Below are 20,910 nucleotides of genomic sequence, written 5' to 3' on the forward strand. Positions count from 1 at the left end.
GGCCTGACCGAAGCGATGCTGGGCCGACGATTGCGGCTGGGCCGTGGCCCGTCGCTGTCCGAGGACGAAAATATGCTGATCGACCTGCTCCAGGGCCGGCGTATCGCGCCGATCGTCCATATGTGCAGCGAAGCGGTCGCCTGCATCTTTTGCGGCGCGGTGCGATCGGTCCAGATACTGATGGACATGGAATTGGGGCGCCCGGACCAGCAACGGGCGGCCTGAGGTAAGGATTGCGGCCTCCGTTCGCTCCAGCGCGAACGGAGGTTTGCGTCATCCCTGCGTCACGCTTTCCAGCACGGCGGCGCGCAATTCGGGGATGCCCATGCCCTTTTCGCTGGACGTGGCGATGATGTCGGGATGGGCGGCCGGTCGCTTGCGGATCGCGTCGGCCGTGCGCTCCATCACGGCGGCGAGTTCGCTGGCCTTGATCTTGTCCGCCTTGGTCAGGACGATGTAGTAGCTGACCGCAGCGCCGTCGAGCATGTCGAGCATGTCGGTATCGACATCCTTGATGCCGTGACGGCTGTCGACGAGCACCAAGGTACGCTTGAGCGCCGCGCGTCCGCGCAGATAGTCGTTCACCAGGAAGCGCCACCTCTTCACCATGTCCCTGGGCGCCTTGGCATAGCCATAGCCGGGCATGTCGACGAGGCGGAAGCGCAGCGGGTCGCCTACGTCGAAGAAGTTGAGTTCCTGCGTGCGCCCCGGCGTGTTGGACGTGCGGGCGAGGCCGTTACGGTTAGTCAGCGCATTCAGGAGCGACGACTTGCCGACATTGGAGCGGCCCGCAAAGGCGACCTCGTTGACCTCCATATCGGGCAGGAATTTAAGGTCCGGCGCGGACTTCAGGAACGCGATCGGCCCCGAAAAGAGCTTGCGCGCTTCTTCGATAAGGTCGGAATCTTGTTGGTCGGTCATGATCTCTACTTTCATCCTCCCCTGCACAGGGAGGGGGACCGCCGAAGGCGGTGGAGGGGTATCACCCGATCAAGAGCGGGACGCCCCTCCGTCAGGGCTTCGCCCTGCCACCTCCCCTGCGGGGGGAGGATCGTGGGCGTCACTTCGCCGCCGCAGCCGGCGCCGCGGGCACCGGATGCTTGCGATACAGCCACCATTGCTGCGCCATCGACAGGCAGTTGTTGGTGATCCAGTAGACCAGCAGACCCGCGGCGAAGGGCGCCATGATGAACATCATCATCCAGGGCATGATCGCGAAGACCTGCTGCTGCATCGGATCCATCTGGGCCGGGTTCAACTTGAACTGGAAATACATCGAGATGCCCAGCAGCAGCGCCAGCACCCCGATCGCCAGGAAGGATGGTGGGGTGAAGGGCAGCAGGCCGAACAGGTTGAGGATATGCAGCGGATCGGGCGCGGACAGATCCTTGATCCACAGCACGAAGGGCTGGTGACGCATCTCGATCGTCAGCATCAGCACCTTGTAGAGGGCAAAGAAGATCGGGATCTGGATGAAGATGGGCAGGCAGCCGGCGAGCGGGTTCACCTTCTCCTGCTTGTACAGCTCCATCATCTTCATCTGGAGCTGCTGCTTGTCGTCCTTATATTTTTCCTGAAGCGCCTTCATCTTGGGCTGTACGGCGCGCATCGCCGCCATGCTGGCGAACTGGCGCTGGGCGACGGGGAACATCAGCGCACGGACGCAGAAGGTCAGGCAGATGATGGCGACGCCGAAATTGCCGAGCGTTTCGAACAGCCAGTGGAGCAGCGCGAAAATCGGCTGTTCGAACCAGTAGAACCAGCCCCAGTCGATCGCACGGTCGAACAGCGGCACCCCGGCGCGCTCATAGGCCTGGAGCGTCTTCACTTCCTTGGCGCCCACGAACAGGCGCTGCGTCAGCGTTGCCGCCTTGCCGGGCGCGACCATGGTGGAACCGAGCGCGACGTCGGCCTGATATTGGGTGCCGGCGCCTTTACGGAATTGGCCGGAGAAGTCGGCATTGGCGGCCGGAACCAGCGCGGAGAGCCAATATTTGTCGGTGAAGCCGATCCAGCCGCCCTTGGTCTGGAAGCTCTGGGTCGAAGGCCCCTTGTCCAGATCCTTGTAGTTGACGTCATAATTGGCCGCGCCGTTGAACACGCCCATCGGCCCCACATGGATGGTCCAGGTGTCGGGATCCTTGGGGATGCCGTTGCGGCTGATATAGGCATAGGGCTTGACGCCGACTGCGCCCGCACCGGTGTTCGACACCTTCTGCGCGGCGGTGATCATATAGTTTTCATCGACCGACAGGCGGATTTCGAACAGTTGCCCCGCGCCATTGTTCCAGGTCAGGGTGACGGGGCTGGTCGGGGTCAATGCACCGCCTTGCGCGGTCCAGACCGTGTCCTTGTCGGGAGTCCTCAACCCTTCGCCCTGCCAGCCAAAGCCGGCGAAATAGGCGTCCTGCGTGCCGCTGGGGCTGTAGAGGCGGACCGAGGGCGAATCCTTGGCGATGGTTTCCTTGTAGGTCGGCAGCACGATGTCGTCGATGCGCGCGCCCTTGAGGTTGATCGAGCCGGTCAGCTTGGGCGTGCGGATCGGCACGCGCGGGCTTTCCTTGAGCACAAGGGCGCGGTCGCGAATCGCGGCGGCGCTGTCGGCGGCCGGATCAGCGCCTGGATTGGCGATCGGGGTCTGCTTGCCGCCCTCGATCTTCGTCGCCGGCGGATTGGCTGGCGGAAAGAAATAGTTCGAGACATAGGGCCAGCCGAAAAGGATCGCCGCGGTCAGCAGCACCGCCAGGATGATATTCTTCTTGTCGTCCACGCTTTTCGGCTCCGCCGTCTTATATCTCAGTGTCAGGGGACCGGGTCATAGCCCGACCCGCCCCATGGGTGGCATCGCATTAGCCGCTTGAACCCCAGCCAGCCACCCCTGATCGCGCCATATTTGCGCACGGCCTGAATCGCATATTCAGAACAGGAGGGCGCATAACGGCAGGTAGGCGGCAGGATGCGCGAAGGGCCAAGTTGCCAGGCGCGTGCGATCAGGATGAGGAGCCGGGCGATCATCGGCCGGGCTGCTGCGGCGGGCGCGGCGATTTGCGTCGGCCGGGATCGCGCGGCTGGTCCGCCGGGCGAGTCATGATCTTGCCAAGCGCCTTGGTCAGTTCGCCACGCAGCAGGGCGAAGTCGCGCTCTATCCCGCCTTCGCGACCGATCAGCACATGGTCGGCGCCGGCAACGCCAAGCGCTGGCAGCAATTCACGCGCCAGGACGCGAAAACGGCGCTTCATCCTATTGCGGATGACAGCGCCGCCGATTTTCTTCGTGACCGTGATGCCGTAACGCATCGCCGGATCGCCATCGCCGCGTTCGCGCACCAGCAGGACAAAGCCCGGCATGGGGGCGCGGCGTCCGCGATTCGCCGCCAGAAAATCCGCGCGCCGGGCCATGATGGCGGGCGCGACAATATTTTCCGGCGAAGACGTCAGGCGCTCAGGCTCTTGCGGCCGCGCGAACGGCGCGCACGGATGATGTTGCGGCCGCCGGGGGTCGCCATGCGGGCGCGATAACCGTGACGGCGCTTCCGAACCAGATTGCTCGGCTGAAAAGTGCGCTTCATCGTTCATTCCTCAAACAACAAAAAAGAATCGGGCGTGACAAAAAAGGGCCGCCAAAAGGGGCGGCCGCCAGTCAGGGGGCGTCCGATAGGCAAAAGGGGGGTGAAAGTCAACGGTGGAACAGCGAAACCCCTGCCATAAACGCCGGCCACATACGACCGGGACAATCCACCTATTTCCCCCGCGCCGTCGCGACGCCTTCCTTGAGCATGTCATAGCCCACCGCGCCGCTCAGCACCTGCCCCCCGATCACGAAGGTCGGGGTGCCGGTCGCCTGCAATTTCTGAGCGAGCGCGATGTTGGACTGGATTTCCGCGTCATATTTGCTGGACGCGATCGCCGCTTCGGCGTCCGCCTTGCCGATCCCCGCCTTGGCCGCCGCAGCCAGAATCGTGTCGCGCGAAACCCGGCCCGCATCGTAGAGCGCCTTGTGATAAGCCATATATTGCCCGCGCTCGGCCGCGAGCAGCGACACTTTGGCCGCATCGCTGCTGGCTTCCGACAGGATGGGGAGTTCGCGATAGACGATCTTCAGCTTCTTGTCCTCGCCCACCAATTTGGCGAGATCGGGCAGCGAGGCGCGGCAATAGCCGCAGGCATAGTCGAAAAATTCGACCAGGGTGACATCAGCATTGGCCGCCCCTTCCCAGGCGCCGGCATAGGGCGTCTCGATGGCGCTGCGGCTGGCGTCGATCACGCTCGACAGGCGCTTGGCCTGAAGCTTTTCAATGGCTTGGGGGATGATTTCGGGATGGTCGAGAATATAGTCGTGGACGATCTTTTCGATCGCCGTCTTGTCCTGTGCGCCAACCGAGGCGGGCGCCTGCACGGCAAGGGCAGCGCCGGCGGCGGCCGCGATAAAGGCGAAGGCGCCTAGGGTCATCTGCATGGTCCTGTTGGAAAGAGCGGCGCGAAAGTCCGGCCGGCTATGTTGTGTCATATTCTTATCGCTTCTTTCGCTGCTGCTCGATCGCGGCGCGCGATGTCATGGCGATATCCTGCGCGCGGAGATAGTCAACCGTGCCGGGCTTCAAACCCAGCATCGCCGCGTCGGCGCTGCGCAGCGCCATGGGATGTTCGCCCATCATCGCATAACGCTCCGCCGTCGCCAGCGCCGCGCGCGGCGTGTCGCCGCGCCGTTCATAGACGACGCCAAGCTGATACCAGGCGAAGGGATTTTCCCGGTCGCGCTGCACCGCGACGCGCAGCACCTGTTCGGCCTCCTCGAAATTGGCGGGGTCTTCGGTCGCGATCAGGGCGTGGGATAAAAGCACCGAAATCAGTGGCTGGTTGGTCAGCTTCACCGCTTCGCGCAACGGCGCGATGGCGTCGGCCGGCCTGCCGCTTTCGAGCAGGATCTGCCCCTTCAATTCCAGAAAATAAGGATCATGAGGTTCGGCCGCGAGCAGCGCATCCGCCTCATCCAGCGCCTTTTGCGGATAGGCGCTTTTGTGCCAGGCATAGGCGCGCGCATAATGGGCGGGCAGCGACTGGTCGCTTTCGGGATATTTGATCAGCGTCTGGGTGGGTTCGGACACGAAGCCGATCAGCTTCGCCTTGATCCGCTCAAACCGCGCCTCCAGCCTTGGATCGACCGGTTTGTCCCAGGCAGGATCGACCGTATAGACTTCGCGCAGCACATTGATGCGCTCGCCCGACAGCGGATGGGTGCGGCCGTAGCTGTTGTCCTGGGGAATAGCGAGGCGATATTCCTGGTTCTGGAGCTTTTTGAAAAACTCCAGGCTCCCCCGGCCGCTGATGCCGGCGGTGTGGAGATAGCGCGCGCCGGCAAGGTCAGCCGAACTTTCCTGCGCGCGGGAAAAGGCGAGAAATCTGCTCATCGCCGCCTGCTGGCCCAGGCCCATGATGCCCATGCCCGCTTCCGCGCCGCCCGCCGCGATCGCCGCCGCGCCCAGCACCAGGCTCAGCAGGGTCACGCTGGTCGCGTCCTTGATCCCCTCGCCAGAGCGGATAATGTGCCCGCCCTCGATATGGCCCAGTTCGTGCGCGACCACGCCCTGCAATTGGTTCACATTGTCGGCCTGGGCGATCAGCCCGCTATGCACCCAGACATATTGGCCGCCCGCGACGAAGGCGTTGATCTCTGGATCGTTGATGACCATCACCTGGACATTGTTCGGCTCCATCCCCGCGGCCTTGACCAGCGGGCCGGACATGTCCGCCATGAAGGCTTCGGTTTCGGCGTCGCGCAATATTTGCTGGGCGAGCGCGGGGCGCGTCATCAGCGCGAGGGAAGCCAGCGCCAAGGCGAAGAACTGGAGCAAACGCGCCATCGGACCGAGCCGATGCCATGACCGTCCTGAACCCGCCGTGAAGCGACGCCAAAAGAAAAGCGCCGCTGCGCGCCCGTGGGAACCGGGAGAGCAGCGGCGCTTGTTCATCAGAGCGTTTCCGGCTTATTCGCCGAAGGTGCGCTGCCACCAGCCGCGGCGCGGACCGCCTTCATCGTCAGCGCCGGCCTCGACCGCAGCGCCATCGTCCGCGACCGCTGCTTGCACGGGCTCGGCGACAGGCGCTTCGACCGCGGGCGCAGCAGCCACCTGCGCCTCGACGCTCTCAGGCGCAGGTTCGGCAATCGCTTCGGCTTCCGTCGGTGCAGCTTTTTTCCGGCGAGTGCGCTTGGGCTTGGCCGGGGCGGCTTCGATCGCGTCCGCTTCGGCGGCGGGCCCCGCGTCGGGTGCCGCCACAGGCGCCGCGCCTTCGGCTTCGCTTACGACCGGCTTCTTCTTGCGGGTGCGCTTGGGCTTGACCGGCGCCTCAGGCGCAGACTCTTCCGCCGCGACCGGCACATCGGCGGGCGCTTCGACCGAAGCAGGCGCTTCAGCCACGGCATCGGCCTGCGTCCCTTCGGCTTCACCAGCGACGGGCTTTTTGCGTGCGCGCGGACGACGACGCGTCTTGGGCGCGACGTCTTCCTCGACTGCGACAGGCTCAGCGGCAGGCGCTTCTTCCGCCACCGGCTCGGCCGCGGCTTCAGCCTCGACGGGTTCAACCGATTCGGTCGCATCGCCATCTTCGGTTGCAACGGCGTCACCGCCTTCACGGCGACGACGGCCACCCCGGCGGCCGCGACGACCACGGCGGCGGGCACCGCCTTCATCGGCTTCGTCGGAGTCGGCCGTGGCGGCTTCACTCTCGGCAGCCTCATCGTCGTCGGTCGCTACGGCCTGGGCATCGCCCTCCGCTTCGCCCTCATCTTCGCCGGCGCCGTCAGCACGATTCTCTTCGCGCGGGCCGCTCCGACGGCGACGACGACGGCGACGACGGCGCCCGCCATCGCGGTCTTCACGCTCGGCGGCGGTTTCGGTTTCCTCGGCCTCTTCTTCTTCCTCTTCTTCCTCATCCTCGGGAAGGTCGGCGTCATCCTCGTCCTCGGCGAGCGGGGCATAGGTCACGACGCGTTCGGGACGCGGGCCGCCGGCTTCCACCGACATGCGCGCGCCCTCAACCTCGCCATCGGGCAGGATGACGATGGTCACGCCATAGCGCTGCTCGATCTCATCCAGTTCGCGGCGCTTGTTGTTGAGCACATAGAAGGCCGCTTCCTGGCTGGCGCGCAGGGTGATGATGCTGCCGCGACCACGCGCCGCTTCCTCTTCCAGCATCCGCAACGCCGACAGGCCCGCCGACGATGCGGTGCGGACCAGCCCCGTGCCCTCGCAATGCGGGCACTGGCGCGTTGAGGCTTCGAGCACGCCGGTGCGCAGGCGCTGGCGGCTCATTTCCATGAGGCCGAAGCCCGAGATACGGCCGACCTGAATGCGGGCGCGATCGTCCTTGAGCGCTTCCTTCATCGCCTTTTCGACCTTACGGATGTTGGAGTTCACCTCCATGTCGATAAAGTCGATGACGACGAGGCCGGCCATGTCGCGCAGGCGCAACTGGCGGGCGATTTCGCGCGCGGCTTCCAGATTGGTCGCCACGGCGGTCTGTTCGATGCCATGTTCGCGCGTAGACCGACCCGAGTTGATGTCGATCGACACCAAAGCTTCGGTCGGGTTGATGACGAGATAGCCGCCGGATTTGAGCTGCACGACCGGATTATACATGGCGGCGAGCTGGTCTTCGACGCTGGCGCGCTGGAACAGCGACACCGCGTCGGCATATTGCTTCACCCGTCGCGCATGGCTCGGCATCAGCAGCTTCATGAAGTCCTTGGCGGCCTTATAGCCTTCCTCGCCTTCAACAATGACTTCCTCGATATCCTTGTTGTAGATATCGCGGATCGCGCGCTTGATGAGGTCGCTGTCATTATGGATCAGTTCGGGCGCCGCGGCCTCGAGCGTCTTTTCCCGAATTTCGTCCCACAGGCGAGCGAGATAATCGAAGTCCCGCTTGATCTCCGGCTTGGTGCGCTGGAGGCCGGCGGTGCGGACGATGCAGCCCATGGTCGAGGGCAGGCTCATTTCCGAGATGATCGACTTCAACCGCTTGCGATCGGCCGCGTTAGAAATCTTGCGCGAAATGCCGCCGCCATGCGACGTGTTGGGCATCAGCACGCAGTAACGACCCGCGAGGCTGAGATAGGTGGTCAGCGCCGCACCCTTGTTGCCGCGCTCTTCCTTCACCACCTGGACCAGCAGCACCTGGCGGCGCTTGATGACGTCCTGTATCTTGTAGCGGCGGCGCAACGCCATGCGCTTGCGGCGCAGTTCGTCGGCCGCGTCGTCGCCATTTTTCTCGCGCTTGCGGCGGCCGCCCCTGGCGGCTTCGGGCGCCCCGCCCTCGGCATCGGCCTCAACAGGCTCTTCCTCGTCATGATGATGGGTCGCTTCGACAAGCTCGACGCCATCTTCGCCCGATGCGTCTTCATCATCCTCGATCTCGGCGCGCAGCGCGGCCTCTTCCTCGGCGTGCGCGCGCTCTTCCTGCAACAGCGCCTCGCGATCCTCGCGCGGGATCTGGTAATAATCGGGATGGATTTCGCTGAAAGCGAGGAAACCGTGGCGATTGCCGCCATAGTCAACGAAGGCCGCCTGAAGCGACGGCTCTACCCGAGTAACCTTGGCAAGATAGATATTGCCCTTGAGCTGCTTGTGCTCGGCCGATTCGAAATCGAACTCCTCGATCCGGTTACCTTTGACGACCGCGACCCGGGTTTCTTCCCGGTGGCGCGCATCGATCAGCATACGCATTGTCATTTAAGAATCTCCGGCGTGTGCGGGCTGCGGCCAAAAGCCGCGCCGCCACGCGATAGTGAAGGGACGCCTGCCTGCGCGAGCCACTCGGCGCGGCGGGCGGAATCGTCCGGGTTTGAAAGAAAATATGCGTGTCTGCTGCATCGGCAGGGCCGGACAAGGCGCCGGGCCGCACCATCCACACCGCCGCGCCCGTTGCCGGGGTAAGCGTGGATGGAAAATCATGCCTCATGCAGCGTCAACCTGTTCTGTCTCGCCGGCCTTGTTCAGCCGGCGCATCATTTATCCCGCAAGACCGCGAAAATAAGGGCGGTTCTTTCAGGAATATGAATGGGTAGCAGTCAATAACCCAGGGAGCAACGGCTGGTTGAAATAATATGACAAGCATCGCCAGGTGGGAGCCGACTTATCGGCGATCATACTGAAGATGCGGTTAACCCTCTCATTTTACCGGGTCACAAGGGCCTGATGCTTAATCCGATATTCAGCGTGGGGACGCTGGACGGATTGACGGCGATGAAATTTGGCTGGACGGCCGACAAGCGCGCGTTGCACAAGTGGCGCATGTTACAGAGCCTTGCCCTGGCGGGCATCCTGTTTTCCACGCCCGGCAGCGCGGGCGGCATTTCCGGCGTGGACGTGCAGGGCGACCGCGTTGTCGTGCGCTTCGACGACCGGGTGGAGGGCGCATCGGCCTTTCTGCTGGACGCACCCCGCCGGATCGCGCTCGACATTGACGGGGCGCAAATGGGACGGGCGCGCTTTTCCCCCGGCAACGGCGCCATTGCCGCCGTGCGGCAGGGGCAGATCAGCGACGGGACGGCGCGCGTCGTGCTCGACCTCGCCGCGCCTGCAACGCTGGGCGATCCGCAGATCGCCGCCGACGGCAAGTCGCTGAGCTTTTCGATCCGCGGCGTCACCGACAGCCGGTTCCGCACGGAACTGGGCCGCGGCCGCACCCGTTTCGACGCGCCCGCGAATATGGCGGCCCGGCCGCAAAAGCGGCTCCATTCAATCACCGTGCCCATCCCCGCTTCGGCGCGCGGCATCGCCCTGCCCCCGATTGAAGGATCGCATGACGGCGCCCGCCCGCTGGTGGTGATCGACGCGGGTCATGGCGGGCATGATCCGGGCGCCATCAACAAGGATAATGGCAAGCGCGAAAAGGATGTCACGCTGGCCATAGCCCAGGCGATCCGCGATCAGTTGGTCAAGGGCGGGCGCGTCCGCGTCGCCCTGACGCGCGACGACGATCGTTTCCTGGTGTTGCAGGAACGCTTTGGCATCGCGCGCAAGCTGGGCGCGGACCTGTTCATTTCCATTCATGCCGACGCGGCGGAAAATACAGATGCCCATGGCGCGACCGTCTATACATTGTCGGAAACCGCCTCTGACCGCGAAGCTGCGCGGCTCGCCGCGCGCGAGAACAAGGCCGACATCATCAACGGCGTCAATCTGGGCGGTCAGTCCGGCGACGTGTCGTCCATCCTGATCGACCTGACCCAGCGCGAATCGCTCAACATCTCGTCCAGTTTCGCGCGACTGCTCCAGCGCGAGGCGTCGCCTTATGTTCCGTTCCGCAGCGCCTATCACCGCTTCGCCTCGCTGATGGTGCTCAAGGCGCCGGATACGCCGTCCATCCTGTTCGAGACCGGCTATATCAGCAACGAAGCGGACTCGGCCTTCCTGTCCTCACGCGAGGGCCAACAGAAGATCGCGCACGGCGTCGCCCGCGCCATCGAAGTGCATTTCGCGCGCAAGCTGGCGCTGACCGGCATGGCGGCGGGCGGGTGAAGGCGCAGCCCGTCGAAACGCCACTGGTCTTGGCCGCAATTTGACCCTAGAGCCTCTTTCCCATGGAAGAGGCCCATTCCGATACCGCCCCGTCGTCCTTCGCCTATCGCCTGCGCCGCGACGCGGGCGGCTTCATGGACCGGCTCCGCCCCCTCTGGAGCCGGCGCCTGTTCCGCTGGGCATCGATCCTGCTGGGCGGCGTCCTGCTTGCCCTGTTCCTGTTCTGGCTGATCTTCGCGCGCGGCCTGCCCGACGCTGCGACGCTGCTGGAATATGAGCCGCCGCTGCCGACCATGGTACGCGACATCAACGGCCAGCCGGTCCACAGCTATGCGCGCGAACGGCGCGTGCAGTTGCAATATAGCGATTATCCGCCGCTGCTGATCCGCGCCTATCTGGCGGCCGAGGACAAGACATTCTTCGAACATCATGGCGTCGATTTCCCCGGCTTTGCCGGTGCGGTGGTCGATTATGCCAGCAAGCTGGGGTCGGGCCAACGCGCGCGCGGCGGTTCCACCATCACCCAGCAAGTGGCCAAGAACCTGCTGATCGGCGATGAATATTCGCCCACGCGCAAGGTGAAGGAGATGATCCTGGCCTGGCGCATGGAAAATGTCCTGACCAAGCAGCAGATCCTGGAGCTCTACCTCAACCAGATCTTTCTTGGTCGCAACGCCTATGGCGTGCAGGCCGCCGCCCGCGCCTATTTCGACAAGGATGTGGCGGACCTGAAACTGCACGAGATGGCCTATCTCGCCATTCTGCCCAAGGGTCCGGCCAATTACCGCCCCGAAAGCGAGACCGGCCATGCCCGCGCGGTCGACCGCCGCAACTGGGCGCTGGGCGAGATGCAGTCCAACGGCTGGATCACCGCCGCCCAGCGCGACGAGGCCAGGGCACAGCCGCTGGGCACCGTCACGGTGCGCGGCACCAGCTTCGATGCGCGCGCCGGCGGCTATTATATGGAAGATGTGCGCCGCCGTCTGATCGAACGCTTTGGCGAGAAGGCCGAGGACGGGCCGAACAGCGTCTATGCCGGCGGCCTGTGGGTGCGCAGCCCCTATGACCCGGTGGTGCAGGAGCGCACCCAGGACGCGCTGCGCAACGGGTTGCTGCGTTTCGACGCGGGGCGCGGCTGGTCCGGTCCGGTCGGCCATATCGATCCCGACAAGAGCTGGGAACGCGAACTGGCGGCCAGCTATGTCGGCGTCGACTATGCCGGATGGCGGGTCGCGGCCGTGGTCAGCCGATCGACGTCGGAAGCGCAGATCGGCTTTTCCGACGGCACGACAGGAACGCTGCCGGCGGCCATGGCGCAGATGGCCTATCGCCGCACCGGCGCGCCCGCTTTTTCCGCGCTCAAGCCCGGCGACCTGATCGTCGTGGCGAAAAATGGCGCGAACTGGGCGCTGCGCAATGTTCCCGAGGTATCGGGCGGCATGGTGGTAGAGGAAGTTCATTCCGGCCGCATCCGCGCGATGCAGGGCGGTTTCGATTCGCGCCTTTCCTCCTACAACCGCGCCACCCAGGCGCAGCGCCAACCCGGTTCGACGATCAAGCCCTTCGTCTATGGCGCGGCGCTCGACAATGGCATGACCCCCGCGTCGATTATCGTCGACGGGCCGCTTTGCGTCTATCAGGGCGCAGGGCTTGGCCAGAAATGCTTCCGCAACTTCTCCGGCGGCAGCGCCGGGCCGCAAACGATGCGCTGGGGCGTCGAACAATCACGCAACCTGATGACCGTGCGGGCCGCCAGCCAGACCGGCATGGACCGCGTCGTGCGCACCATCAAGGCGATGGGCATCGGCGACTATCAGCCCTATCTGTCCTTCGCGCTGGGCGCGGGCGAGACGACTGTCGAACGGATGGTCAACGCCTATGCCACGCTGGCGAACCAGGGCAAACAAAACCCGCCCAAGGTGATGGACTATGTTCAGGACCGCCGCGGCAAGGTGATCTGGCCCGAGCGCTGGCACCCGTGCGACGGCTGCAACATGCCCAACTGGAACGGCCGGCCGATGCCGCGCTTCGGCTTTGAGGGCAAGCAGGTCATGAACCCGATGACCGCCTATCAGGTCGTCCATATCGCCGAGGGCGTGGTGCTGCGCGGGACCGCGACGGTGCTTGCCGATCTCAAGCGTCCGCTGTTCGGCAAGACCGGCACCACCAACGGCCCCACCAATGTCTGGTTCGTGGGCGGATCGCCCGACCTGGTGGCGGGGGTCTATGTCGGCTATGACCAGCCGCGCAGCCTGGGCGGCTGGGCGCAGGGCGGCCGCATCGCTGCGCCGATCTGGAAGGCGGCGATGGCCCCGATCCTGGAAACCATGCCCAAAACGCCCTTCGTGGCGCCCGCCGGCATCCGCATGGTGACGATCGACCGCCGGTCGGGCAAACGCGTCTATGGCGTCTGGCCGACCAACGACCCCAAGCCGGCGGTGATCTGGGAAGCCTTCAAGCCCGAGACGGAACCGCGCCGTTCGATCCGCAAGGAAGAAGCCGAGGAACAGGCCAAGGCAGCCGCCGCGAAGGCGGCAGCCGCCGTGGCGCGCGGTCGCCAGCGCACCGACGCCGATTTCCTGCAGGACCAGGGCGGCATCTACTGATCGACCGGGGGAAAGACACGGCCATGGCCAGCGACGATTATATCTATGACGAAGCAAGCGGCGAATGGATCAGCGCCGCTGACGCAGCCGCGAAGACCGGCGATGCCGACCAGATCGAGGTGCGGGATTCGGTCGGCAATCTGCTGGCCGATGGCGACCAGGTTACATTGATCAAGGATCTGACCGTCAAGGGCGCGGGCCAGACGCTGAAACGCGGAACGCTCATCAAATCGATCCGCCTGACCGGAGACGCGCAGGAGATCGACTGCAAATATGAAGGCATAAAGGGCCTGGTCCTGCGCGCCGAATTCGTGCGCAAGCGCTGAGCGCGATCAGAAGAGACGATATTGGGCCTCGCCCCGCAGCGGCCAGCGGCCCACAATATCATGCCGGCTATGCCCGACATGGCTGCATATCAGCGTGAATTCGTCCACCCGCCAGCCAAAGCCGTCGATCGGCCGCTGTGCGGGCCGCCCGTCCCGGTAGAATAAAGTCTGGTGCGGGCTGAAGCTCCGGCCAGGCCGGGGGGTCGCCCCTGCCCTTTGCATCGCCTCGGCCACCCGCCGCTGCAACTGTTTCAGTCCAGCGATGCCGTGCGAGGGCCGCAGCGCGACTGAACGGCCTCCCTCGCTCAGCCGATCGAGCCGCAGGTCGAACGGGTCGGCCATGATGCAGGTGGCGATGCGGCGCAAGGCCTTGATCTGTTCATAGGGATAATCCTGCCTGTCGACCGTTATAGCCAGGGTGACATGCTGGTGGGCGAGCAATATCCGCTTCGCGTCGGGGGCGAGCGTCGCTGCAAAATGATCGATCTGGCGCGCGACCCGCTGCGGCGGCTTCAGCGCGAAGAAAATCCGGTACAGGTCTTTGACGTGAGGTTCCATGGCATAGCTTCCGAGTCGATCATCTTGTTCATGATATGTTCTTGTGTCGAATGAGTCGAATCCCTGCGGCGGGGAACCCCATCCCTGTTATGCTGCGTTATCGACCGATGAGGAAAGGAGAGCGACGATGGTGGAGCACACGATGGCCAGCCTGGCCGAAAAGATGCAGCAGATCGATTTCGCCATGCTGTCTACCCATACCGAAGAAGGCCACATCGGCGCGCGGCCGATGAGCAACAACCAGGATGTCGCCCATGGCGGGGACAGCTATTATTTCACCACCGAAGACACGCTGATGGTGAAGGATATAGAGCGCGATCCGCGCGTGAGCCTGTCGTTCCACGGCAAGAGCGGCCTGTTCGGGCATCGTCCGCTGTTCATAGCGCTGGAAGGCCATGCGGACCTGATCCGTGACCGCGACCGGTTTGACGAACATTGGAACCCCGACCTGGAGCACTGGTTCGCCGATGGCGCCGACACGCCGGGCTTGGTCATGATCCACGTCCATGCCGAACGCGCCCATTATTGGGATGGCGAAGATGAAGGCGAACTTGAAATCGACGCGATGCACTGATGGCGCGTTGGACCGGCGATGATCCGACGGGACTGAAGGATGCCAAGCGGATGAGCCGGTGATATGCGCGGTCGGGTGATCGCGCGCCTCGTCCTGGCCGCCGCCTATGCCTTTGCCGGTGCCGCGCACTTGGCCCGGCCGGACGGCTTCGTCGCTATCACACCGGATTGGGTGCCGGCGCCCGCGATCGTCGTCGCTTTGACGGGGATGGCCGAACTGGCGGGCGCGGCGGGATTGATGATCCCGCCCCTGCGCCGCGCGGCCGGCATTGGGCTGGCGCTTTATGCGCTGTGCGTCTGGCCAGCCAATTTCCACCATGCCCTCAACGACATCGCGCTGGGCGGCGTACATCTAAGCTGGTGGTATCACGGCCCGCGGCTGGCGTTGCAGCCACTATTGATCTGGTGGGCGCTGTGGGCGAGCGGCGCCATCGACTGGCCCTGGCGCCGCAGGTAGGCGGTTGTCTTTGAAGCGCAGCGGCTTAGGGTGACGCAGTTCATCCCCGGAGCCGACCCGCAAGCCCGCCCCGCTTTACGGCCAGGTCTCCCAACCATCGACGAGGCGGCGTGACCCGGCACATACCCTGGATTTTGACAGCGGTCGTCGGCCTTGTCGCGCTCACCATCGTGGCCGTGTCACGCGGCGAGGCGGTCAATGCGTTGTGGATCGTGATCGCCGCGGTCAGCTGCTTCCTGGTCGCTTACCGCTATTATGCATTGTTCATCGCGCGCCATGTGATGCAGCTCGATCCGGCGCGGCCGACCCCGGCGCTGCGCCGCGCCGACGGGCTGGACTATGTGGCGACCGATCGCACCGTGCTGTTCGGCCATCATTTCGCGGCGATCGCAGGCGCCGGACCGCTGGTGGGGCCAGTGCTGGCCGCGCAGATGGGCTATCTGCCAGGCACCTTATGGATCATCTTCGGCGTGGTGCTGGCGGGCGCGGTGCAGGATTTCATGATCCTGTTCATTTCGATGCGGCGCGACGGCAAATCGCTGGGCGAGCTGATCCGCCTCGAAATGGGGCAGGTCGCCGGCACCATCGCCCTGTTCGGCGCCTTCATGATCATGGTCATCATCCTGGCCGTACTGGCGCTGATCGTGGTCAAGGCGCTGGCCGAAAGCCCTTGGGGCATGTTCACCGTGGCGGCCACCGTGCCGCTGGCCATGGTGATGGGCGCCTATACACGCTGGGTGCGACCCGGCCGCATCGGGGAGGTATCCATCCTGGGCCTCATCGGCCTGCTGGCGGCGATCGTCTATGGTCAGGCGATCGCGCAATCGCCCCTCTGGGGGCCGATCTTCACCTTCACGCCGGTGCAGCTGTGCTGGATATTGATCGGCTATGGCGCCGTGGCGTCCGTCCTGCCGGTCTGGCTGCTGCTGGCGCCGCGCGATTATCTGTCGACCTTCCTCAAAATCGGTGCGATCGCCGCGCTCGCCATCGGCATCGTCATCATGGCGCCGCCGCTCAAAATGCCCGCCCTCACCCAGTTCGCGGCGGGCGGCGGCCCGGTCTGGGCGGGCGGCCTGTTCCCCTTCCTCTTCATCACCATCGCCTGCGGCGCGGTGTCGGGCTTTCACGCCCTGATTTCCAGCGGCACCACGCCCAAGCTGATCGCCAGCGAAAGCCACGCGCCCTTCATCGGCTATGGCGCGATGCTGATGGAGGCGTTCGTGGCGATCATGGCGCTGGTCGGCGCCTCCATCCTCGACCCCGGCATCTATTTCACGATGAACAGCCCCACGGCAATGATCGGCACGGACGCTGCCAGCGCATCGGCGGCCATCACCGCCATGGGCTTCCCGATCACGCCCGATATGATCGCGCAAACGGCGAAGGATGTCGGCGAACATACGATCATTTCCCGCGCCGGCGGCGCGCCGACGCTGGCGGTCGCCATGGCGGAGATCTTCAGCCATGTCGTCGGCGGCCCGGCGATGAAGGCCTTCTGGTATCATTTCGCCATATTGTTCGAGGCGCTATTCATCCTGACCGCCGTGGACGCTGGCACCCGCGCGGGCCGCTTCATGCTTCAGGACCTGATCGCGCTGGCCGTGCCCGCTTTCAAGGAAACGAACAGCCATGCGCCCGGCGTCATCGCAACCGCGCTCTGCGTCGCGGCCTGGGGCTTTTTCCTGTATCAGGGCGTCACCGACCCTCTGGGCGGCGTCAACACGCTCTGGCCAGTGTTCGGCATTTCCAACCAGATGCTCGCGGCGATCGCGCTGATGCTCGGCACCACCGTGCTGTTCCGCATGAAACGCGACCGATTCGCCTGGGTGACGATGCTGCCCACGACATGGCTGCTGATCTGCACGCTGTCGGCCGGCTGGCTCAAGCTGTTTTCGACCGATCCTAAAGTCGGTTTCCTTGCCCATGCCGCCCGGTATGACGCGGCGGCGGATGCAGGCGCATTACTCGGCCCTGCCAAGTCGATGGCGGAGATGCAGCGCATCATCTTCAACGACCGGGTCGACGCCGCCTTGGTCGCGATCTTTCTAGCCGTCGTGCTGGCGATCCTGTTCTTCACGGTGAAGACCTGCCTGGCGGCCCGCAGATGCGCAGCGCCCACCACCCGTGAAATCCCCGCCCAGATGGTTCCGGCCCAATGAACCGCTTGTTCTGCCTTATCCGCCAGACGGCGCATCTTATGGTTGGCATACCGGATTATGACGCCTATCTGCGCCACATGGCCGATCGCCATCCCGAACAGCCGGTGATGGACCGAACCGCCTTTTTCCGTGACCGGCAGGAAGCCCGTTATGGGGGCCGCAATAGCGGACGTTGCTGCTGATTTTGCAACTTTATTACAATATATTGCAATTTTACGAACGGAAAATTTAGATTTTCGGCGTTTTAGCTATTGCTGTTTCATACACCTCTGATACGGGCCGCCCATCCTTGGTGCCCGACAGCCTGGGGATGTGCCCCCTGCCCGTCCCTTGCGGCAGGGGGCACTCGCTTCATCCCTTTGCGTTGAAGCCAGCCACCATCCCCGCCGTGATCGACAGCGCAATCTCCGCCGGTCCGATAGCGCCAATGTCCAGCCCTGCCGGTCCGTCAATCCGGGCCAGCGCCTGCGCGGAAAAACCCATCGCGCGCAGCCGGTCAAGCCGCGCGGCTTGGCTGCGTCGCGATCCCAGCGCCGCGACATAACCGGTTGGCGCGCGCAGCGCCGCGGCAAGCGCCGGGTCGTCAATCTTGATGTCATGGCTGAGCGTCACGACCGCCGTTGATTCGCCAGGATGCCGCGCCGTGATCGCCTCGTCGGGCCAGCGATCATCCAGTTCGACGCCGGGAAAGCGTTCTGCGGTCAGGAAGCGCCCACGTGGATCGATCACCACTGGCCGGACGCCGATGGCCTGCGCCAGCGGGACAAGCGACTGGGCGATCTGCACCGCGCCCACGATCAGCAGACGCCGCGGCGGATCATAGCGATTGAGGAAGACGCCGTCCCGGACGCCCTCCCGCGTTTCGCCGCTGCTCAGGTCGGTGGCGAGCGTGAGCGCCCGCCCCTGCGCGCTTTCAGCGGCAATGCGATCGAACAGCGCGGGCGCGAAGCCAGCCTCCGCCACCGCCTGCACCAGCACGGCGATCTCGCCGCCACAGGGCAGCCCCGCTTCCCAGGCGTCACCATCGGCCACGCCATAGGTCTGGATATGGGCCGGCCGGCCGGCGATTACGGCAGCCGCGCGCTCAAGCACATCGGCTTCGACGCAACCGCCGGAAATGCTCCCTTCCAGTCGACCGTCCTGATGAACGAGCATATGGCTGCCCCTGGGCCGGGGGGCCGATCCCCAGGTGGAGATGACCGTGGCCAGCGCCATAGGCGCGCCGCGCCATTCGATCGCCTTGCGAATCACCGCGCCATTATCGTTCAATGCCAAACTCCCTGGCCAGCACATGACGCTCTTCACGTCGCCCGGCAGGAATGGGGATGACGAGCGCCTAGTGCAAGCGCCGGCCGGTCCACACCACCCGGCCGACGATGTCGACCAGCGCAGGATCAATATCGGTCCAGTCGGGATAATGCGCATTGTCGCTCAGCACGCTGAACCGGCCCCGGAGCGGTCCCAGCGCGATCCGCTTCACCATCAGAACGCCATCCAGCCGCAGGACATAGACGCCATCCCGCAACCGTTCGGCGTCATCATCATGATCGACCATGATATCGTCGCCGTCGCTCAAGGTCGGCGCCATCGATTCGCCATCGACGCGAATGATCGATACGCGCTGCGGCCGCACCCCCAGATGGCGCAGCCAGCGCGCGTCGAAGGCCATCACGCCCGCCGCGCGCTCATCCTCGTCCAGCGTGCCGCCGCCTGCCGAGGCACCCAGCGAAAGGCGGGGGACGGACACCACCGCAGGCGTGCCGCGCACCCGCGCGGACACGACCGGCGCGGGCGTTCCGCCGCCGAGCAATTCTTCGGACACCCCGAAATAACGGGCCAGCACGCGCCGGTCGTCCTCATCCAGTTTCCGCGGCGTGCCGCGCTTGATGAACTGCTGGATATAGGCCGGGTTGCGGCCGATCAGCCGGGACAGATCGGCGTAATTTTCCCCACGTTCGGCAATCAACCGATCCAGGGCGATCCGGGCATCCTGCGCTTGGTCCATATCCGGTCCATTACCGATAAGATTTTTCCTAGACAAGTAGGAAATAGGGTCTGACATAGGAATATACCTATTGGCTCGCATCGGGCGAGTCGCCATGACTGGGGAGATGAGACGCGATGCTCTTGCGTATGATCGAGACATTCCTGCGCCAGAACGACATGCCGCCGACCACATTCGGCCGCCATAGTGCGCGCGATCCGCGCCTGGTGTTCGATTTGCGGCTGGGCCGCGAACCGGGCGAGCGGTTGACGAGGCGTGTAGAACATTTCATGAACACTTATCGCAGGAGCCGGGGCCAATGACAAGGGTCGATCACTATTTCCGCCAGCCCAACCTGATCCGAAGTCAAGCGATCGGCGGCGGTTCGCCCGATCCGTTGCCCAGGTTGCTGGCGCAAATGCTCGCACGGGCGGGCGCCCCGGCGACGATCGAGCGCGCCACCAGCCGCCCCTGGGCAAGCGCCCTGTTTGAAGGACGGCGCCACGCGATTGGGTTGAGAATCGCCGGACCGGACAGGCAGGAGCGGCAAACGGCCTTCACCACCGGCCTGGGCGATGCCGAATGGGCCTTATCCGGGCATTTCGTCGCCGATATCTGCGTCGATGAAGCCGGGGAAGATGCAGAAGGCCTTTGGCTTCAATTGTCCGCGCTGACTATCCGCGACTGGTAGAGGCGGCCGATCAGCGAGGCCGGGCAGCGATGTTGCGCAAGGCCCCCAGGGCTGCGCGCAACGCCTCGTCAGCGTCGGGCGCCACGCAATCACGCACCGGCACCGCCGGTGCGACCGGCATGTCGGCCAGCACCTGAGTGACATCGCCGGCGGCGGCGCGTCGGCGGGACGCCAGGCCCTGCTCCAGCCTTTCGGTCAATTGCGCGATCGACAAGCCGTGCGTCGGCAAGGGGCGCGGTGCAGGGCGCGGCCCGGATTCCTGATGAAACTGGGCCTCAGGCGCGCTGCGCAGGACGGGACCGGCCTCCACCGGTGCATCGCAATCATCCGGCAGCGAGGCGTCGGCGGCCGATGGTCGGACGATCGCCGTGGCTGCGTTTTCCGTTTCTTCCCCTGACCTGGAGAAGGGAGCGGCAGGCCGTAGAAAGGCGGGTTCGGACAATTGCTCCTCGGCCAACGGCATGGGCGCACGGGGCATGGCGAAAGTGGATGATGGCGAGGCTGACCGCGGCCCCGATTCGGGACGGATCACCAGTGGACGGCGGCTGGTTTCGGGGCGAGCGAAAATCTCGACCCCGTCGAAATCGCGGCTGGCGAAGATGGGAGGACGCGGCGGCGCATCGGGATGCGCGTCGGCGCGACGCAAAGTCGGCGCGTCCGGTTCGGCGACGGGCATGGCGCGTCCGCGCGCCAGAGCGGTCAGCTTGGAAAAGGCGAAACCCATCTTATTTGCTCCCTGGACGCGTCCACCGCGCCCGTCTTCTTCCCACTCATCATCCGCGACCGGCGGATCACGACGCAACATGGCCAATAGCCCGATCGCCAACAGCGCAGCGAAGCCGGCCATCAGCAGCCGGGCCGTCAGCCCCAGCGGCGGCGCGGCGGCGGGCAGCGCTTCGCTGAAACCGCTTGACGCCACGATCATTTCCAGCAGGCCCACAGGCGTCGCCAGCAGGGCGACCGCAGCGGCAGCGCCCACCAGCGCCGCCTTCATTGCTCCGAGACTGCCTCCTGCCGTCTTCAACCCAATGGCCTTT

At 64.8% G+C, this 20,910-nt stretch carries 22 protein-coding genes; 10 read left to right on the top strand and 12 right to left on the bottom strand.

Annotated elements, in window-relative coordinates; translation table 11 throughout:
* The first annotated feature begins 15 nt into the window (after positions 1–15).
* Positions 16–225 carry a hypothetical protein gene (locus C100_RS48240; RefSeq protein ID WP_152536427.1) on the top strand — a complete coding sequence of 70 codons (210 nt, stop codon included), beginning with the start codon at positions 16–18 and terminating at the stop codon, positions 223–225.
* A gap of 48 nt (positions 226–273) precedes the next feature.
* On the opposite strand, the gene yihA is transcribed toward C100_RS48240, so the two are convergent.
* The 8 genes from yihA to C100_RS32200 form a co-directional block, all read right to left on the bottom strand.
* Positions 274–921 (bottom strand): ribosome biogenesis GTP-binding protein YihA/YsxC, encoded by a 648-nt coding sequence (gene yihA / locus C100_RS32175; protein ID WP_031308986.1) that lies wholly within the window; start codon positions 919–921, stop codon positions 274–276.
* Positions 922–1,060: 139 nt separating this feature from the next.
* Positions 1,061–2,770 (bottom strand): membrane protein insertase YidC, encoded by a 1,710-nt coding sequence (gene yidC / locus C100_RS32180; protein WP_024019131.1) that lies wholly within the window; start codon positions 2,768–2,770, stop codon positions 1,061–1,063.
* Between the two features lie 32 nt (positions 2,771–2,802).
* Complete coding sequence (gene yidD / locus C100_RS32185) at positions 2,803–3,015, bottom strand: membrane protein insertion efficiency factor YidD (protein WP_024019132.1); 213 nt, start codon at positions 3,013–3,015, stop codon at positions 2,803–2,805.
* On the bottom strand, positions 3,012–3,398 hold the full coding sequence (rnpA, locus tag C100_RS0124320) for a ribonuclease P protein component (protein ID WP_031308987.1): 387 nt from the start codon (positions 3,396–3,398) through the stop codon (positions 3,012–3,014). The genes yidD and rnpA overlap by 4 nt, the downstream gene beginning before the upstream one ends.
* A gap of 35 nt (positions 3,399–3,433) precedes the next feature.
* Positions 3,434–3,568 (bottom strand): 50S ribosomal protein L34, encoded by a 135-nt coding sequence (rpmH, locus tag C100_RS0124325; RefSeq protein ID WP_031308989.1) that lies wholly within the window; start codon positions 3,566–3,568, stop codon positions 3,434–3,436.
* Between the two features lie 170 nt (positions 3,569–3,738).
* Positions 3,739–4,506, bottom strand: a complete 768-nt coding sequence (locus C100_RS32190; protein ID WP_052028248.1) for a DsbA family protein — start codon at positions 4,504–4,506, stop codon at positions 3,739–3,741.
* A 4-nt stretch (positions 4,507–4,510) separates the two neighbouring features.
* Positions 4,511–5,860 carry a M48 family metalloprotease gene (locus C100_RS32195; RefSeq protein ID WP_024019135.1) on the bottom strand — a complete coding sequence of 450 codons (1,350 nt, stop codon included), beginning with the start codon at positions 5,858–5,860 and terminating at the stop codon, positions 4,511–4,513.
* A 123-nt stretch (positions 5,861–5,983) separates the two neighbouring features.
* Entirely contained in the window at positions 5,984–8,728 is a 2,745-nt protein-coding gene (locus C100_RS32200) for an Rne/Rng family ribonuclease (RefSeq protein WP_235219040.1), read from the bottom strand.
* Positions 8,729–9,241: 513 nt separating this feature from the next.
* On the opposite strand from C100_RS32200, the gene C100_RS32205 reads away from it, so the two are divergent.
* The 3 genes from C100_RS32205 to C100_RS32215 all read left to right on the top strand — a co-directional run bounded on the left by C100_RS32205 (position 9,242) and on the right by C100_RS32215 (position 13,451).
* The gene (locus C100_RS32205) at positions 9,242–10,519 is read left to right on the top strand and encodes an N-acetylmuramoyl-L-alanine amidase (RefSeq protein WP_031308993.1); all 1,278 of its coding nucleotides are present in this window, start codon (positions 9,242–9,244) and stop codon (positions 10,517–10,519) included.
* A gap of 62 nt (positions 10,520–10,581) precedes the next feature.
* The gene (locus C100_RS32210) at positions 10,582–13,125 is read left to right on the top strand and encodes a penicillin-binding protein 1A (RefSeq protein ID WP_024019138.1); all 2,544 of its coding nucleotides are present in this window, start codon (positions 10,582–10,584) and stop codon (positions 13,123–13,125) included.
* Positions 13,126–13,148: 23 nt separating this feature from the next.
* A complete protein-coding gene (locus C100_RS32215) occupies positions 13,149–13,451 on the top strand; it encodes an alkylphosphonate utilization protein (protein ID WP_024019139.1) in 303 nt (100 codons plus the stop codon).
* Between the two features lie 6 nt (positions 13,452–13,457).
* Here the strand turns inward: C100_RS32215 and C100_RS32220 are convergent, their stop codons facing one another.
* Positions 13,458–14,009 (bottom strand): 2'-5' RNA ligase family protein, encoded by a 552-nt coding sequence (locus tag C100_RS32220; protein ID WP_024019140.1) that lies wholly within the window; start codon positions 14,007–14,009, stop codon positions 13,458–13,460.
* Between the two features lie 127 nt (positions 14,010–14,136).
* On the opposite strand from C100_RS32220, the gene C100_RS32225 reads away from it, so the two are divergent.
* From C100_RS32225 to C100_RS32240, 4 genes are all read left to right on the top strand, one after another.
* Positions 14,137–14,583, top strand: coding sequence for a pyridoxamine 5'-phosphate oxidase family protein (locus C100_RS32225; RefSeq protein WP_024019141.1), 447 nt, complete (start codon positions 14,137–14,139; stop codon positions 14,581–14,583).
* Positions 14,584–14,646: 63 nt separating this feature from the next.
* Positions 14,647–15,039 carry a DoxX family protein gene (locus C100_RS32230; protein ID WP_024019142.1) on the top strand — a complete coding sequence of 131 codons (393 nt, stop codon included), beginning with the start codon at positions 14,647–14,649 and terminating at the stop codon, positions 15,037–15,039.
* 110 nt (positions 15,040–15,149) lie between these two features.
* Positions 15,150–17,198 (top strand): carbon starvation CstA family protein, encoded by a 2,049-nt coding sequence (locus C100_RS32235; protein WP_024019143.1) that lies wholly within the window; start codon positions 15,150–15,152, stop codon positions 17,196–17,198.
* Positions 17,195–17,380, top strand: a complete 186-nt coding sequence (locus C100_RS32240) for a YbdD/YjiX family protein (protein WP_024019144.1) — start codon at positions 17,195–17,197, stop codon at positions 17,378–17,380. Before C100_RS32235 ends, C100_RS32240 begins: the two co-directional genes overlap by 4 nt.
* A 169-nt stretch (positions 17,381–17,549) precedes the next feature.
* On the opposite strand, the gene C100_RS32245 is transcribed toward C100_RS32240, so the two are convergent.
* A complete protein-coding gene (locus C100_RS32245; protein ID WP_024019145.1) occupies positions 17,550–18,467 on the bottom strand; it encodes an XdhC family protein in 918 nt (305 codons plus the stop codon).
* Between the two features lie 67 nt (positions 18,468–18,534).
* A complete protein-coding gene (locus C100_RS32250; RefSeq protein ID WP_024019146.1) occupies positions 18,535–19,203 on the bottom strand; it encodes a S24 family peptidase in 669 nt (222 codons plus the stop codon).
* Between the two features lie 116 nt (positions 19,204–19,319).
* Here C100_RS32250 and C100_RS32255 point away from each other — a divergent pair, with 116 nt between their 5' ends.
* The gene (locus tag C100_RS32255; protein ID WP_024019147.1) at positions 19,320–19,505 is read left to right on the top strand and encodes a hypothetical protein; all 186 of its coding nucleotides are present in this window, start codon (positions 19,320–19,322) and stop codon (positions 19,503–19,505) included.
* Complete coding sequence (locus tag C100_RS32260) at positions 19,502–19,873, top strand: hypothetical protein (RefSeq protein ID WP_024019148.1); 372 nt, start codon at positions 19,502–19,504, stop codon at positions 19,871–19,873. The genes C100_RS32255 and C100_RS32260 overlap by 4 nt, the downstream gene beginning before the upstream one ends.
* A gap of 10 nt (positions 19,874–19,883) precedes the next feature.
* Here C100_RS32260 and C100_RS32265 read toward each other — a convergent pair whose 3' ends face one another.
* Positions 19,884–20,867, bottom strand: coding sequence for a hypothetical protein (locus C100_RS32265; RefSeq protein ID WP_024019149.1), 984 nt, complete (start codon positions 20,865–20,867; stop codon positions 19,884–19,886).
* Positions 20,868–20,910 lie beyond the last annotated feature (43 nt).

Source organism: Sphingobium sp. C100, assembly GCF_000508185.1.
Taxonomy (GTDB): domain Bacteria; phylum Pseudomonadota; class Alphaproteobacteria; order Sphingomonadales; family Sphingomonadaceae; genus Sphingobium.